At 55.3% G+C, this 13,936-nt stretch carries 10 protein-coding genes and 7 tRNA genes; 2 read left to right on the top strand and 15 right to left on the bottom strand.

What is annotated here, in order from left to right; translation table 11 throughout:
• Window positions 1-55 precede the first annotated feature (55 nt).
• The 3 genes from ybeY to miaB all read right to left on the bottom strand — a co-directional run bounded on the left by ybeY (window position 56) and on the right by miaB (window position 3,153).
• A complete protein-coding gene (ybeY, locus tag PGR09_RS02200) occupies window positions 56-529 on the bottom strand; it encodes an rRNA maturation RNase YbeY (protein ID WP_042893289.1) in 474 nt (157 codons plus the stop codon).
• A complete protein-coding gene (locus tag PGR09_RS02205; protein WP_045392978.1) occupies window positions 526-1,572 on the bottom strand; it encodes a PhoH family protein in 1,047 nt (348 codons plus the stop codon). Before PGR09_RS02205 ends, ybeY begins: the two co-directional genes overlap by 4 nt.
• 156 nt (window positions 1,573-1,728) lie before the next feature.
• Entirely contained in the window at window positions 1,729-3,153 is a 1,425-nt protein-coding gene (gene miaB / locus PGR09_RS02210; protein WP_045381508.1) for a tRNA (N6-isopentenyl adenosine(37)-C2)-methylthiotransferase MiaB, read from the bottom strand.
• A gap of 169 nt (window positions 3,154-3,322) precedes the next feature.
• Between miaB and ubiF the strand changes: the two genes are divergently transcribed.
• The gene (ubiF, locus tag PGR09_RS02215) at window positions 3,323-4,498 is read left to right on the top strand and encodes a 3-demethoxyubiquinol 3-hydroxylase (RefSeq protein WP_047049269.1); all 1,176 of its coding nucleotides are present in this window, start codon (window positions 3,323-3,325) and stop codon (window positions 4,496-4,498) included.
• Between the two features lie 108 nt (window positions 4,499-4,606).
• Here the strand turns inward: ubiF and PGR09_RS02220 are convergent.
• The 12 genes from PGR09_RS02220 to nagB form a co-directional block, all read right to left on the bottom strand.
• A tRNA-Gln gene (locus PGR09_RS02220) sits at window positions 4,607-4,681 on the bottom strand.
• 99 nt (window positions 4,682-4,780) lie between these two features.
• Window positions 4,781-4,855 (bottom strand) — tRNA-Gln (locus PGR09_RS02225).
• Window positions 4,856-4,900: 45 nt separating this feature from the next.
• Window positions 4,901-4,977 (bottom strand) — tRNA-Met (locus PGR09_RS02230).
• Window positions 4,978-5,000: 23 nt separating this feature from the next.
• Window positions 5,001-5,075: transfer RNA gene (locus PGR09_RS02235), tRNA-Gln, on the bottom strand.
• 36 nt (window positions 5,076-5,111) lie between these two features.
• Window positions 5,112-5,186, bottom strand: a tRNA-Gln gene (locus PGR09_RS02240).
• 23 nt (window positions 5,187-5,209) lie between these two features.
• A tRNA-Leu gene (locus PGR09_RS02245) sits at window positions 5,210-5,294 on the bottom strand.
• 8 nt (window positions 5,295-5,302) lie between these two features.
• Window positions 5,303-5,379, bottom strand: a tRNA-Met gene (locus PGR09_RS02250).
• 225 nt (window positions 5,380-5,604) lie between these two features.
• Window positions 5,605-7,269: an asparagine synthase B gene (gene asnB, locus PGR09_RS02255; RefSeq protein WP_015367711.1), complete on the bottom strand. Its 1,665-nt coding sequence runs from the start codon at window positions 7,267-7,269 to the stop codon at window positions 5,605-5,607.
• 279 nt (window positions 7,270-7,548) lie between these two features.
• Window positions 7,549-8,301, bottom strand: a complete 753-nt coding sequence (locus tag PGR09_RS02260; RefSeq protein ID WP_430915766.1) for an HAD-IIA family hydrolase — start codon at window positions 8,299-8,301, stop codon at window positions 7,549-7,551.
• Window positions 8,302-8,346: 45 nt separating this feature from the next.
• A complete protein-coding gene (gene nagC / locus PGR09_RS02265; RefSeq protein WP_015367709.1) occupies window positions 8,347-9,567 on the bottom strand; it encodes a DNA-binding transcriptional regulator NagC in 1,221 nt (406 codons plus the stop codon).
• An 8-nt stretch (window positions 9,568-9,575) separates the two neighbouring features.
• A complete protein-coding gene (gene nagA, locus PGR09_RS02270; RefSeq protein ID WP_015367708.1) occupies window positions 9,576-10,724 on the bottom strand; it encodes an N-acetylglucosamine-6-phosphate deacetylase in 1,149 nt (382 codons plus the stop codon).
• A gap of 102 nt (window positions 10,725-10,826) precedes the next feature.
• The gene (nagB, locus tag PGR09_RS02275; RefSeq protein ID WP_015367707.1) at window positions 10,827-11,627 is read right to left on the bottom strand and encodes a glucosamine-6-phosphate deaminase; all 801 of its coding nucleotides are present in this window, start codon (window positions 11,625-11,627) and stop codon (window positions 10,827-10,829) included.
• A gap of 314 nt (window positions 11,628-11,941) precedes the next feature.
• Here nagB and nagE point away from each other — a divergent pair, with 314 nt between their 5' ends.
• The gene (nagE, locus tag PGR09_RS02280; RefSeq protein WP_047049264.1) at window positions 11,942-13,894 is read left to right on the top strand and encodes a PTS N-acetyl glucosamine transporter subunit IIABC; all 1,953 of its coding nucleotides are present in this window, start codon (window positions 11,942-11,944) and stop codon (window positions 13,892-13,894) included.
• Window positions 13,895-13,936 lie beyond the last annotated feature (42 nt).

Consider the following 13,936-nt stretch of genomic DNA (forward strand, 5'->3'; position numbering starts at 1 on the left):
CGATACGCATGAATGTAGGCCGGATAAGGCGCTCGCGCCGTCATCCGGCAAGTTACTATTCAGCAATCTTCTCGGCAATGTACGGATCCTCATAGCCCAGAGCAAGCATTATCTCTGTTTCGAGGCCTTCCATTTCTTCCGCTTCGTCGTCTTCGATATGATCGTAGCCCAGCAGGTGCAGGCTACCGTGCACGACCATGTGCGCCCAGTGGGCCTCCAGCGGTTTTTCCTGCTCTTTGGCTTCCTGTTCAACCACCTGGCGGCAGATGATCAGATCGCCGAGCAGCGGCATCTCAATGCCCGGCGGGGCTTCGAAAGGGAAGGAGAGGACGTTAGTCGGCTTATCCTTGCCGCGATAGGTCAGGTTCAGCTCGTGGCTTTCGGCGACATCCACCAGGCGAATCGTTAACTCTGACTCTTCCTGGAATTGCGGGATGACGGCATCCACCCAGCGTTGAAAGAGGGCTTCGTCCGGTAGACCGCTGGTGTCTTCGCAGGCCAGCTGTAAATCGAGAATCACCTGACTCATTTTTGCTCCTGTTCCTGGGCTTCGCGTTTGCGCTCGGCGGCCAGTTCTGCTTTACGTTTTTGTTCGGCTTCTTCCCATGCCTCATAGGCATTGACGATGCGGGCGACCACCGGATGGCGAACCACATCTTCGCTGTGGAAGAAGTTGAAGCTGATTTCATCGACTTCCGCCAGCACTTCAACGGCGTGACGCAGGCCTGATTTGGTATTACGCGGCAGGTCAATCTGGGTAACGTCGCCGGTGATAACCGCTTTCGAGTTAAAGCCGATACGGGTCAGGAACATCTTCATCTGTTCGATGGTGGTGTTCTGGCTTTCGTCGAGAATGATAAAGGCGTCATTCAGCGTACGCCCGCGCATATAGGCCAGCGGCGCAACTTCAATCACGTTGCGCTCAATCAGCTTCTCGACTTTCTCAAAGCCGAGCATCTCGAACAGCGCGTCATACAGCGGGCGCAAATAGGGGTCAACCTTCTGGCTTAAGTCGCCCGGCAGGAAGCCAAGCTTCTCGCCCGCTTCGACCGCAGGACGAGTCAGCAGAATACGCCGAATCTCCTGGCGTTCCAGAGCATCGACCGCCGCGGCAACCGCGAGGTAGGTTTTACCGGTACCCGCCGGCCCGACGCCAAAGGTAATGTCGTGGTCGAGGATGTTGGCGATGTACTGCGCCTGGTTTGGCGTACGCGGTTTGATAACCCCGCGTTTGGTTTTGATATTGATGGCCTTACCGTATTCCGGCACGCTCTCGGCGCTCTGTTCGAGCACCCGAGCTTCTTTAATAGCCAGATGAATTTGTTCCGGTTCAATATCCTGAATCTGGCCGCGCATTGGCGCGGTATCGACATACAGGCTTGTCAGAATATCGGCCGCGGCGTGCACGCAGATCGCGCGGCCGGTCAGTTTAAAATGATTGTCGCGGCGGTTGATCTCAATCCCCAACCGGCGCTCCAGCTGTTTGATGTTGTCGTCAAACGGGCCGCACAGCGCTAACAGGCGGGTATTGTCCGCTGGCTCCAGGGTAATTTCACGGGTTTCTATGTTCAAACTGTTCCTCTTATTACGCGTGTTGCCGGAGGGCGTTCGTCATCCGGCCAATAAGGAAATTATTCACGTCACGGGAATATGGCGCAAGCATTGCTGTAGATATAGGGGCGAGGAGGGGAAATGCAAGGCCTGCCGGAACCGACAGGCCTGCGGGGATTACGGCTGATAGATGCCGACGCCCAGATCGTTTTCTTTACGCGTACGCGCAATGACCGACTCCGGCGACTCCACGACGCGTAGCCCCATCTCGTCTTCGGTGCGGACGATTTTGCCGCGTAATGAGTTAGTGTAGACATCGACGATTTCCACGTCGACGAATTTACCGACCATATCCGGCGTGCCTTCGAAGTTCACCACGCGGTTGTTCTCGGTGCGCCCGGAGAGCTCCATCAGGCTCTTACGCGACGTGCCTTCTACCAGAATACGCTGGGTGGTGCCGAGCATGCGGCGGCTCCACGCCATCGCCTGCTGATTAATACGCTCCTGCAGAATGTACAGGCGCTGTTTTTTATCGGCTTCAGAAACATCGTCGACCATATCCGCCGCCGGGGTGCCCGGGCGGGCAGAGAAGATAAAGCTGTAGCTGACGTCAAAGTTAACCTCGGCAATCAGCTTCATAGTTTTTTCGAAGTCTTCCGTCGTTTCGCCAGGGAAGCCGACGATAAAATCGGAGCTAATCTGGATATCCGGGCGCGCTTCGCGCAGCTTGCGGATAATCGCTTTATATTCCAGCACGGTGTGGGTACGGCCCATCAGGTTCAGTACGCGATCGGAACCGGCCTGTACCGGTAAATGCAGGAAGCTCACCAGTTCAGGAGTATCGCGATAGACCTCGATGATATCGTCAGTGAACTCAATCGGGTGGCTGGTGGTGAAGCGAATACGATCGATACCGTCGATGGCGGCGACCAGACGCAGCAGATCGGCAAAGTTGCCGGTCGTGCCGTCGTAGTTTTCACCGCGCCAGGCGTTAACGTTCTGCCCCAGCAGGTTCACTTCACGCACCCCTTGCGCCGCCAGTTGGGCGATTTCAAACAGAATATCGTCGCACGGACGGCTCACTTCTTCACCGCGGGTATAGGGCACCACGCAGTAAGTACAATATTTGTTGCAGCCTTCCATGATGGAAACGAAGGCGGTCGGCCCCTCGGCGCGCGGTTCCGGCAGACGGTCGAATTTTTCGATTTCCGGGAAGCTCACGTCGATAACCGGTTTATGGTTGTTGCGCACCGCGTCGATCATCTCCGGCAGGCGGTGCAGCGTCTGTGGGCCAAAAATAATGTCAACGTAATGGGCGCGCTGGCGAATCAGCTTGCCTTCCTGGGAGGCGACACAGCCGCCGACGCCGATAATGACGCCGGGTTTTTTCTCTTTTAGCAGTTTCCAGCGGCCAAGCTGATGGAACACTTTTTCCTGCGCCTTCTCGCGAATTGAGCAGGTGTTGAGCAGCAGCACGTCCGCTTCTTCGGCCACTTCTGTGAGTTGATACCCATGGGTGGCATCCAGCAGATCGGCCATCTTGGATGAATCGTATTCGTTCATCTGACAGCCCCAGGTTTTAATATGGAGTTTTTTTGTCATCGACTTGCTCATGCTCAATTATAAAGACGGGTATAAGTTAAGAATTAGAATTCGTTTGCAGGGTACGCATTGTAATGCTTTGGTTGCCACCTGACCAGTGCGACCACGATCCCCGCAAGGCGCAAAAAATCCGGTAAACTTAAGGAAATCAGCTTTAAGGATAATTGCCATGACAATTCATGCAACAGATATCGCCATCGTCGGCGGCGGAATGGTCGGCGGCGCGCTGGCGCTGGGGCTGGCGCAACACGGGTTTTCGGTAGCGGTGATAGAAAAACACGCGCCTCCGGCCTTTGATGCCGCTGCGGCGCCAGATGTGCGTATTTCGGCGATCAGCGCGTCGTCGGTCGGCCTGCTCAAAAGCCTCGGCGTCTGGGAGGCGGTGCGCGCTATGCGCGCGCATGCTTATCGGCGTCTTGAAACCTGGGAGTGGGAAAGCGCGCACGTTGACTTTAATGCCGCCGAACTGAAGCTGCCTGAGCTTGGCTATATGGTGGAAAATAACGTGCTACAGCTGGCGCTGTGGCAGGCGCTCGAAGCCCATCCGCAGGTGACCTTGCGGGTTGGCGTGACGTTAAGCGAGCTTAATCGTGAGCCGCAGGGCGTTTCGCTGCGCCTGAGCGATGAGAGCGTTTGCGCGGCGCAACTGGCGATCGGCGCCGACGGCGCGAATTCGCAGGTGCGCGAGCTGGCCGGCATTGGCGTGCAGGCGTGGCAATATCAGCAATCCTGTATGTTAATTAGCGTGCAGTGCGCCGACGATCCCGGCGATAGTACCTGGCAACAGTTTACCCCCAGCGGGCCGCGCGCGTTCCTGCCGCTATTTGATAACTGGGCGTCGCTGGTGTGGTACGACACCCCGGCGCGCATCCGCCAGCTGCAGGCGATGTCGATGGCCCAACTGCAGCAGGAAATTACCGCGCATTTCCCAAAACGTCTGGGCAGCGTGACGCCAATGAGCGCCGGCGCCTTCCCGTTAACCCGCCGTCATGCGTTGCAGTACGTGCAACCGGGACTGGCGTTGGTTGGGGATGCGGCGCATACCATTCATCCGTTGGCGGGGCAGGGGGTCAACCTTGGCTATCGCGACGTGGACGCGCTGCTGGATATTTTGGCGGAAGCCCGCGGGCGCGGTGAGGCCTGGTCCAGTTTGCCGGTGCTGAAGCGCTATCAGGCGCGGCGCCGGGCGGATAACTTTATTATGCAATCCGGCATGGATCTGTTCTATGCGGGCTTCAGCAACGATTTAGCGCCGGTACGCGTGCTGCGTAATATTGGCCTGATGGCAGCCGAACGTGCCGGAGTATTGAAACGCCAGGCATTGAAGTATGCATTAGGATTGTAGTAAGTCTATACCCATGGGACTGCGGGCAGGTTTTGCAGTCCCCGGCGGGGAAATAGCCATCAGCAGAAAGCAAAAAAGCTCACCGAAGTGAGCTTTTTTACTAATAAGTGGCTGGGGTACGAGGATTCGAACCTCGGAATGCCGGAATCAGAATCCGGTGCCTTACCGCTTGGCGATACCCCAATTGTCTGCTGGTGTTTCGTGTGCCGGACTCAGCCCGGTGGCCTTACAGCCTGGCGATACCCCAACAGGTTGCGTTCACAGAGGAACGTCTTTTGAATTTGGCTGGGGTACGAGGATTCGAACCTCGGAATGCCGGAATCAGAATCCGGTGCCTTACCGCTTGGCGATACCCCAACAAATTTTTACGGATTTACCGATGTTAACCGATAGTCCTGAATATGGTGGCTACGACGGGATTCGAACCTGTGACCCCATCATTATGAGTGATGTGCTCTAACCAGCTGAGCTACGTAGCCAAATTGTCATGCTGTTTCTTCGATGGCTGGGGTACCTGGATTCGAACCAGGGAATGCCGGTATCAAAAACCGGTGCCTTACCGCTTGGCGATACCCCAATACCGTCGCGGCTAACCGCAAATATCGAAGAAATATGGCTGGGGTACCTGGATTCGAACCAGGGAATGCCGGTATCAAAAACCGGTGCCTTACCGCTTGGCGATACCCCATCCGTGCAACGCTTTTTAGTGAATGGTGCGGGAGGCGAGACTTGAACTCGCACACCTTGCGGCGCCAGAACCTAAATCTGGTGCGTCTACCAATTTCGCCACTCCCGCAAAAAAGATGGTGGCTACGACGGGATTCGAACCTGTGACCCCATCATTATGAGTGATGTGCTCTAACCAGCTGAGCTACGTAGCCATCTTTTCTTCGCGTTACCTTATCGGCGTTGCGGGGCGCATTATGCGTATTGGGCCTGCGAGCGTCAACCACTTTTTCAAGGAAAATCGTCGTAATGTGACTGTTTGGTTAGGTTGCGAACAGCATGCTGCAATAATCGGCAAGAATTGATTATTTATCGTTTTTATTTGCCAAATTCGGCATAAAAAAACGGACCCCGTAGGATCCGTTATTCGCCGGAATGGCTTACTTATAAGCCGACTGGTGGACGCCGACCGCGCGTCCTGATGGATCGTTCATGGTTTTGAACGCTTCATCCCACTCGATGGCTTTCGCCGAAGAGCAGGCGACGGACGGGCCGCCGGGGACGCATTCCGCCGCGCTTGGCAGCGGGAACAGCTCTTCGAAGATTTCGCGGTACAGATAGCCTTCTTTAGAGGTCGGCGTGTTGTACGGGAAGCGGAAGCTCGCCGTCTCCAGCTGCTGGTCGCTAATCTGTTTTGCCGCCACCTCTTTCAGCGTATCAATCCAGCTATAGCCTACGCCGTCGGAGAACTGCTCTTTCTGGCGCCAGGCGACGCTGGCCGGCAGATAGGACTCAAAGCATTCGCGCAAAATATGTTTTTCCATTTTGCCGTTGCCGCACATTTTATCCTGCGGGTTGATGCGCATCGCCACATCGAGGAATTTCTTATCGAGGAACGGTACGCGGGCCTCTACCCCCCAGGCGGACATCGCTTTGTTGGCGCGGGCGCAGTCAAACATGTGCAGCGCCTGCAGTTTACGCACCGTTTCTTCATGCAGTTCTTTGGCATTCGGCGCTTTGTGGAAGTAGAGATACCCGCCGAATACTTCATCGGAGCCTTCGCCGGAGAGCACCATTTTGATGCCCATGGCTTTAATTTTACGCGACATCAGGTACATCGGCGTCGAGGCGCGAATGGTGGTCACGTCATACGTTTCGATGTGATAGATAACATCGCGGATCGCATCCAGCCCTTCCTGCACCGTAAAGTGAATTTCGTGATGCACGGTGCCGAGGTGGTTTGCGACTTCCTGTGCCGCTTTGAGGTCAGGGGAGCCTTCGAGGCCGACCGCGAATGAGTGCAGCTGCGGCCACCAGGCTTCGCTGCGCTCCTGATCTTCAACGCGGCGTGCGGCGTATTTTTTGGTAATGGCCGAAATCACCGAAGAGTCCAGGCCGCCGGAAAGCAGCACGCCGTAAGGGACATCGGACATCAGGTGGCTTTTCACCGACTCTTCCAGCGCCTGACGCAGTTCGTTTTTATCCGTGACGTTGTCTTTTACCGCGTCGTAGTCGAACCAGTCGCGCTGATAGTACTGGCGAATTTCACCATCCTGGCTCCACAGGTAGCTACCTGCAGGGAACTCTTTAATCGTGCGGCAAACCGGCACCAGCGCTTTCATTTCGGAGGCTACGTAGAAGTTGCCGTGTTCGTCGTGGCCCATATACAGCGGGATAATACCGATATGGTCGCGGCCAATCAGGTAAGCGTCTTTCTCGCTGTCATACAGCGCGAAGGCAAACATTCCCTGCAGTTCATCGAGGAACTCCGGCCCTTTTTCCTGGTACAGCGCGAGGATCACTTCACAGTCGGAACCGGTCTGGAACTGGTAGCGGTCGCCATATTCGGCGCGCAGCGCCTGGTGGTTGTAGATTTCACCGTTGACCGCCAGCGCATGGGTTTTTTGTTGGTTATAGAGCGGCTGGGCCCCGGCGTTGACGTCGACGATCGACAGACGTTCGTGGGCGAGAATCGCTTTATCGCTGGCATAAACGCCGGACCAGTCCGGTCCGCGGTGGCGCATCAGGCGGGAAAGTTCCAGTGCCTTTTTACGCAGTTCGCCTGCGTCAGTTTTAATATCCAGTACGCCAAAAATAGAACACATAGCCTTCTCCGTTACCCTGTCATGTGGTGATGTTGTGCAGACCTCGTCTCTTGCAAGGTCTTAGTGCGTGTTAAAGAAAATGCCGTAAAGGAGAGTGGGGCGCAAGAGATTTACCGGCGGAAAAGTAAAAAGTGCAATACTGATTGTTGAATGTTGAAAAATGCGTATGTTTAGCGCAGCTTTATTGATGAATGTTTAGCAATAAGCCATTTTCATTAGATGAATCTATTTTTAGCGGCGCTATAAATAAAAAACCACGTCCTGGGACGTGGTTTCGGCTCAAAAAACGTCGATTTCGGCGACCGACGGATAAATCCACGACGGGCGGAACGGCATGCTATCGATATCGTCCAGCGTGGAGACTCCGGAGAGCACCAGAATGGTCTCAAGGCCCGCCTGGAAACCAGCGAGGATATCGGTACGCAGGTTATCGCCGACGATCACCGTTTGCTCGGAGTGGGCCTGCATTTTGTTGAGCGCGGAACGGATAATCCACGGGCTCGGCTTACCGACATAAAACGGTTTCCGGCCGGAGATTTTTTCAATCCCCGCACAGAGCGCGCCGCAAGCAGGGTAGTAGCCGCGACCGTGAGTATCCGGGTTGGTGGCGATAAAGCGCGCGCCGTTGGCGACAAAGAAAGCCGCTTTATGCATCATTTCCCAGTTAAAGGAGCGGGTCTCGCCAACGATGACGAAATCAGGATTAACGTCGGTGATGGTGAAGCCAGCCTTATACAATTCGTGGATGAGCGCGCCTTCGCCAACCACGTAGGCCTTCTTACCTTCCTGGCGACGCAGGAAATCGGCGGTGGCCATGGCGGAAGTGTAGAACGCGGTATCCGGCATTTCGATACCGGCGGTGGCGAAGCGGTTGGCCAGGTCCTGTCCGGTTTGCGAAGGATAGTTGGTCAGCATCACCAGCGGCATACCTTTATCCAGGATGCGCTTGATAAATTCAGCGGCGCCGGGAACAGCCACGTTATCGTGCATCAGCACGCCGTCGATATCACAAATTACGTTTTGAATGGTCATGAACAGTCCAACATCATTAACGAAAGGCGAAACTATAAAGCTGGATTAACTTTCCAGCAAATGCTGTAACAGGATGCCGTTGAGCATCGCGCGCTTGACCAGCGCAAAGGCGCCGATGGCTGAGCGGTGATCGAGCGTCGAGCGTACCACCGGCAGATTGTGGCGAAACGCTTTCAACGCCTGGCCGTTGATACAGCTTTCAATGGCCGGTAGCAGCACCTTTTCCGCCTCGACGATTTCACCGGCAATCACCACTTTTTGCGGGTTAAACAGGTTGATAGCGATGGCGATGGTTTTGCCCAGATGACGGCCAACGTATTCGACCACTTCGCAGGCCAGCGCATCGCCTTTATTTGCCGCTTTGCAGATAGTTTTGATATTGCAGTCATCAAGCGTGATACGGCTTTGATAGCCCTGCTCAAGCAGATGGCGGACACGGTGCTCAATAGCGGCGTTCGCGGCGACGGTTTCCAGACAGCCGAAGTTGCCGCAGTGACAGCGCTCGCCTAACGGGTCGACCTGGATATGGCCAATTTCGCCAACGTTGCCGTTACGGCCGATAAAAATACGCCCGTTGGAAATAATGCCCGCGCCGGTACCGCGGTGTACGCGCACCAGAATAGAGTCTTCGCAATCCTGGCTTGCGCCAAAATAGTGCTCGGCCAGCGCCAGGCTGCGGATATCGTGGCCGACAAAACAGGTGACGTTAAAGCGTTTTTCCAGCGCTTCGACCAGCCCCCAGTTCTCCACCTGAATATGCGGCATATAGCGGATAACGCCGCTTTCAGGGTCGACCAGCCCCGGCAAAATGACCGAAATGGCGATAAGCTCGCGGATTTTGCGCTGACAATTTTCAATAAAGGTGGCGATGATATTCAGCAGCGCGTGCTCGAGCGTTTCCTGGGTACGCTCCGGTAGCGGGAAGTGCTCTTCTTCCAGCGTTTTACTGCTTAAATCATAAAGGGTCAGGGTGGCGTCATAGCGGCCTAGCCGCACGCCGATAGCGTTGAAATTGCGGGTTTCCGCGATGATAGAGATGGCGCGGCGCCCCCCGGTGGAGGCCTGCTGATCGACTTCTTTGATCAGGCCGCGCTCAATAAGCTGACGCGTAATTTTGGTTACGCTGGCAGGGGCAAGCTGACTTTGTTCCGCTATCTGAATGCGCGAGATGGGACCATGTTGGTCAATCAGCCGATAGACGGCCGCGCTGTTCAGCTGTTTTACCAGATCGACGTTACCAATTTGAGCTTGTCCGCCTGCTGTCATACTTTTACTTACTCAGTGACGACCTCGTTACCATTAACGATGGTCTTGATGATTTTATAATCGCGGCTGAAAGCGGTCAGGTTAGCGACCATACCCGGCGCAATGCTACCGAGCTGCTTGTCCACGCCAATCGCGCGCGCCGGGTAGAGCGTCGCCATACGCAACACTTCATCCAGCGCCACGCCGCAATGTTCAACGAGGTTACGTACCCCTTCAATCATGGTCAGCGAAGAACCGCTGAGAGTGCCGTTTTCATCCACGCACAGACCATTACGGTAGTATATTGTTTTACCAGCAAAAATGAACTGGTCAATATTAGCCCCTGCCGGCGCAGTGGCGTCGGTCACCAGGCATAGTTTATCGCCTTTCAGCCGTTTCGCGTTACGCACGTTGGCGTAGTCGACGTGCATGCCGTCAACGATGATACCGCAGTAGACATCCGGCTCGTCGAAAATGGCGCCGGCCAGGCCCGGTTCACGGCCGGTAATATACGGCATGGCATTATAAAGGTGCGTCGCAAAAGTGATACCGGCGCGGAAACCGATTTTCGCTTCTTTCAGCGTAGCGTTAGAGTGGCCTGCCGAAACCACGATGCCGGCGGCGACCAGTTTACGGATCACTTCCGGCTCGACGCGCTCAGGGGCCAGCGTCACTTTGGTGATAACGTCGGCGTTGTCGCACAGGAAATCAACCAGCGCGGCGTCCGGTTTACGCACGTAGTCCGGGTTATGGGTGCCTTTCTTGACGATATTCAGCCACGGTCCTTCCAGATGCAGACCCAGCGCCTGGTTGGGGTGTTTTTGCAGGTATTCGCGCATCACGCGGATGCCTTGCTTCATCAGATCATCGCTGGAAGTAATCAGCGTCGGCAGGAAGTTGGTGCAGCCGGAACGTTCGTTCGCTTTCTGCATAATTTCCAGCGTTTCGACGGTGACCGCATCCGGACTATCGTTGAACTGCACGCCGCCGCAGCCGTTCAGCTGGACGTCGATGAAACCGGGGGCAATAATCGCGCCGTTGACCGAGCGTTGCTCAATTTCAGACGGCAAATCAGCCAGCGGACAGAGACGTTCGATACGGCCATTGGCGATAACAACCGCATGGTCATCGAGAATTTCATGACCGGTGTAAACCCGGCCCTGGGTTAATGCATACATTACGACCCCCGGTATATACGCCCCACCAGCTCAACTCGCATTGTTCTGGCGTTGCATACAAAGAAAAAGATGGTCCCACGCCAGGGCGCGGGACGGACTACATTACAGACCTTTAATATTTTCAGCTTCTAATTCGTTGAAATATTTCAGGGTCTTCACTTTCAGTTCCATCGTGGACGGCTCGTCGCAGACCACAACCGCTTTCGGATGCAGCTGCAGACAGGTGATGGTCCACATGTGGTTGACGTTACCTTCTACCGCCGCCTGCAGCGCCAGCGCTTTCTGATGGCCCAGCACCAGAATCATCACTTCTTCCGCATCCAGCAGGGTACCCACGCCCACGGTCAGCGCATATTTCGGCACCAGATCCACGTCGCCATCGAAGAAACGAGAGTTGGCCACGCGGGTGTCATGGGTCAGGGTTTTAATACGGGTACGGGATGCCAGAGAAGAGGCCGGTTCGTTAAACGCGATATGACCATCGTTACCTACGCCGCCCATGAACAGGTGGATTTTACCGTAGGAGCGAATTTTTTCTTCATAACGACGGCATTCTGCATCGATATCCGGCGCATTACCATTCAGCAGGTTGATATTTTCAGCCGGAATATCAACATGGTCAAAGAAATTGCGGTGCATGAAGCTATGATAGCTTTCCGGATGCTCTTTCGGCAGGCCAACATACTCATCCATGTTGAAGGTAACAACGTGCTTGAAGCTAACCTGGCCTGCTTTATGCATTTCAACCAGCGCTTTGTAAGCGGTAAGAGGCGTACCACCGGTAGGCAGACCCAGTACGAACGGACGGTCCGCGGTCGGTTTGAACGCGTTAATGCGGTTAACGATATGACGGGCAGCCCATTTACCTACTTGTTCAGCTGTTACCAGGGGGATCAGTCTCATTCTTCACCTCTATAGTTAAATTAGAACCTGGCGGATTGGCGCCAGCATACTATGAAGAGTATTGCAGCAACTGCGCCGACCGGGGTCAATCCGTGTTGATTTTTTGAATGATAAAATAAGTTTTCGATGTTAGCCAGTCAAAGGGAGGGGTGAATACGATATTTGGTGATTATAGTCACAAAAAATACCCGTTTAATTTGCGATACGAATTAATTTTTCACACACTTTGCCGGTAAGTGATAAATCCGACCTTGTTACACAATAAAAAAGTGGCTTTGAAATGAGCCTCATCGGGGTCTCATAGGGGGAATAAGATGAATATTTTAGGTTTCTTTCAGCGGCTGGGTAGGGCTTTACAGCTCCCTATCGCAGTGCTGCCGGTCGCGGCATTGCTGCTGCGATTCGGGCAACCAGATCTGCTGAACGTACCCTTCATCGCGCAAGCGGGTGGGGCAATCTTTGACAACTTAGCGTTGATCTTCGCCATCGGCGTGGCATCAAGCTGGTCCAAGGATAATGCGGGTTCTGCGGCGCTGGCCGGCGCGGTAGGTTATTTCGTGATGACCAAAGCGATGGTCACCATTAACCCGGAAATTAACATGGGCGTGCTGGCGGGTATCATTACCGGTCTGGTCGCGGGTGCTGTTTATAACCGCTGGGCCGGCATTAAACTGCCAGACTTCCTGAGCTTCTTCGGCGGCAAACGCTTCGTACCGATCGCTACCGGCTTCTTCTGTCTGGTGCTGGCTGCTATCTTCGGCTATGTCTGGCCGCCGGTACAGCACGCTATTCATGCGGGCGGCGAATGGATCGTCTCTGCGGGCGCGCTGGGCTCCGGTATCTTCGGTTTCATCAACCGTCTGCTGATCCCAACCGGTCTGCATCAGGTGCTGAACACCATTGCCTGGTTCCAGATTGGCGAGTTCACCAACGCCGCGGGCGCGGTCTTCCACGGCGACATCAACCGCTTCTACGCCGGTGACGGCACCGCGGGGATGTTCATGTCCGGCTTCTTCCCGATCATGATGTTCGGTCTGCCGGGCGCGGCGCTGGCGATGTATCTGGCTGCGCCGAAAGAGCGTCGTCCGATGGTCGGCGGTATGCTGCTGTCCGTCGCCATCACCGCGTTCCTGACCGGTGTGACCGAGCCGCTGGAATTCCTGTTCATGTTCCTGGCGCCATTGCTGTACCTCCTGCACGCAATCCTGACCGGTATCAGCCTGTTCATCGCAACGGCGCTGGGTATCCATGCGGGCTTCTCCTTCTCCGCGGGCGCTATCGACTACGTGTTGATGTACAGCCTGCCGGCAGCCAGCAAAAACGTCTGGATGCTGTTGGTGATGGGCGTGGTGTTCTTCTTCGTTTACTTCCTGTTGTTCAGCGCGGTTATCCGCATGTTCAACCTGAAAACGCCGGGTCGTGAAGATAAAACCGACGACGTCGTGACTGAAGAAGCTAACAGCAACACCGAAGAAGGTCTGACTCAGCTGGCGACCAACTACATCGCAGCCGTAGGCGGTACCGATAACCTGAAAGCTATTGATGCCTGTATCACCCGTCTGCGTCTGACCGTCGGCGACTCGGCGAAAGTCAACGATGCCGCCTGTAAACGTCTCGGCGCCTCCGGCGTGGTGAAACTGAACAAACAGACCATCCAGGTCATCGTTGGCGCGAAAGCGGAATCCGTGGGCGACGCGATGAAGAAAGTGGTGGCGCGTGGCCCGGTTGCCGCAGCGGCTGCCTCGACTGACAGCGCGCCAGCCGCCGCGCCTGTGGCCAAACCGCAGGCGGTTGCCAACGCTAAAACCGTCGAAGCGCTGGTTTCCCCGATTACCGGCGAAGTGGTGGCGCTTGAGCAGGTACCGGATGAAGCCTTCGCCAGCAAAGCCGTCGGTGACGGTGTCGCGGTGAAACCGACCGATAACATCGTTGTCGCGCCGGCGGCCGGTACGGTGGTGAAAATCTTCAACACCAACCACGCGTTCTGCCTGGAAACCGATAACGGTGCGGAAATCGTCGTCCATATGGGCATCGATACCGTCGCGCTGGAAGGGAAAGGCTTTAAACGTCTGGTTGAAGAGGGCGCACAGGTGAAAGCCGGCGAGCCGATTCTGGAAATGGATCTGGCGTTCCTCAACGCCAACGCTCGCTCGATGATTAGTCCGGTCGTCTGCAGCAACAGCGATGATTACAGCGCGCTGGTGATTCAGGCAACGGGTAACGTTGTCGCCGGCCAAACGCCGTTGTTCGAGATTAAAGGCAAGTAAGGCTCCTGAGTAGAGTTTTGCCTCAGCGGCGCAGCGAAACCT

The sequence above is a fragment of the Klebsiella sp. 141251 genome, from assembly GCF_050600725.1.
Taxonomy (GTDB): Bacteria; Pseudomonadota; Gammaproteobacteria; order Enterobacterales; family Enterobacteriaceae; genus Klebsiella; species Klebsiella aerogenes.

Bases quoted from the DNA above. Each gene is read 5' to 3' on its own strand.
- ybeY (WP_042893289.1), bottom strand. From the start codon at position 529: ATGAGTCAGGTGATTCTCGATTTACAGCTGGCCTGCGAAGACACCAGC.
- miaB (WP_045381508.1), bottom strand. From the start codon at position 3,153: ATGACAAAAAAACTCCATATTAAAACCTGGGGCTGTCAGATGAACGAA.
- ubiF (WP_047049269.1), top strand. From the start codon at position 3,323: ATGACAATTCATGCAACAGATATCGCCATCGTCGGCGGCGGAATGGTC.
- asnB (WP_015367711.1), bottom strand. From the start codon at position 7,269: ATGTGTTCTATTTTTGGCGTACTGGATATTAAAACTGACGCAGGCGAA.
- PGR09_RS02260 (WP_430915766.1), bottom strand. From the start codon at position 8,301: ATGACCATTCAAAACGTAATTTGTGATATCGACGGCGTGCTGATGCAC.
- nagC (WP_015367709.1), bottom strand. From the start codon at position 9,567: ATGACAGCAGGCGGACAAGCTCAAATTGGTAACGTCGATCTGGTAAAA.
- nagA (WP_015367708.1), bottom strand. From the start codon at position 10,724: ATGTATGCATTAACCCAGGGCCGGGTTTACACCGGTCATGAAATTCTC.
- nagB (WP_015367707.1), bottom strand. From the start codon at position 11,627: ATGAGACTGATCCCCCTGGTAACAGCTGAACAAGTAGGTAAATGGGCT.
- nagE (WP_047049264.1), top strand. From the start codon at position 11,942: ATGAATATTTTAGGTTTCTTTCAGCGGCTGGGTAGGGCTTTACAGCTC.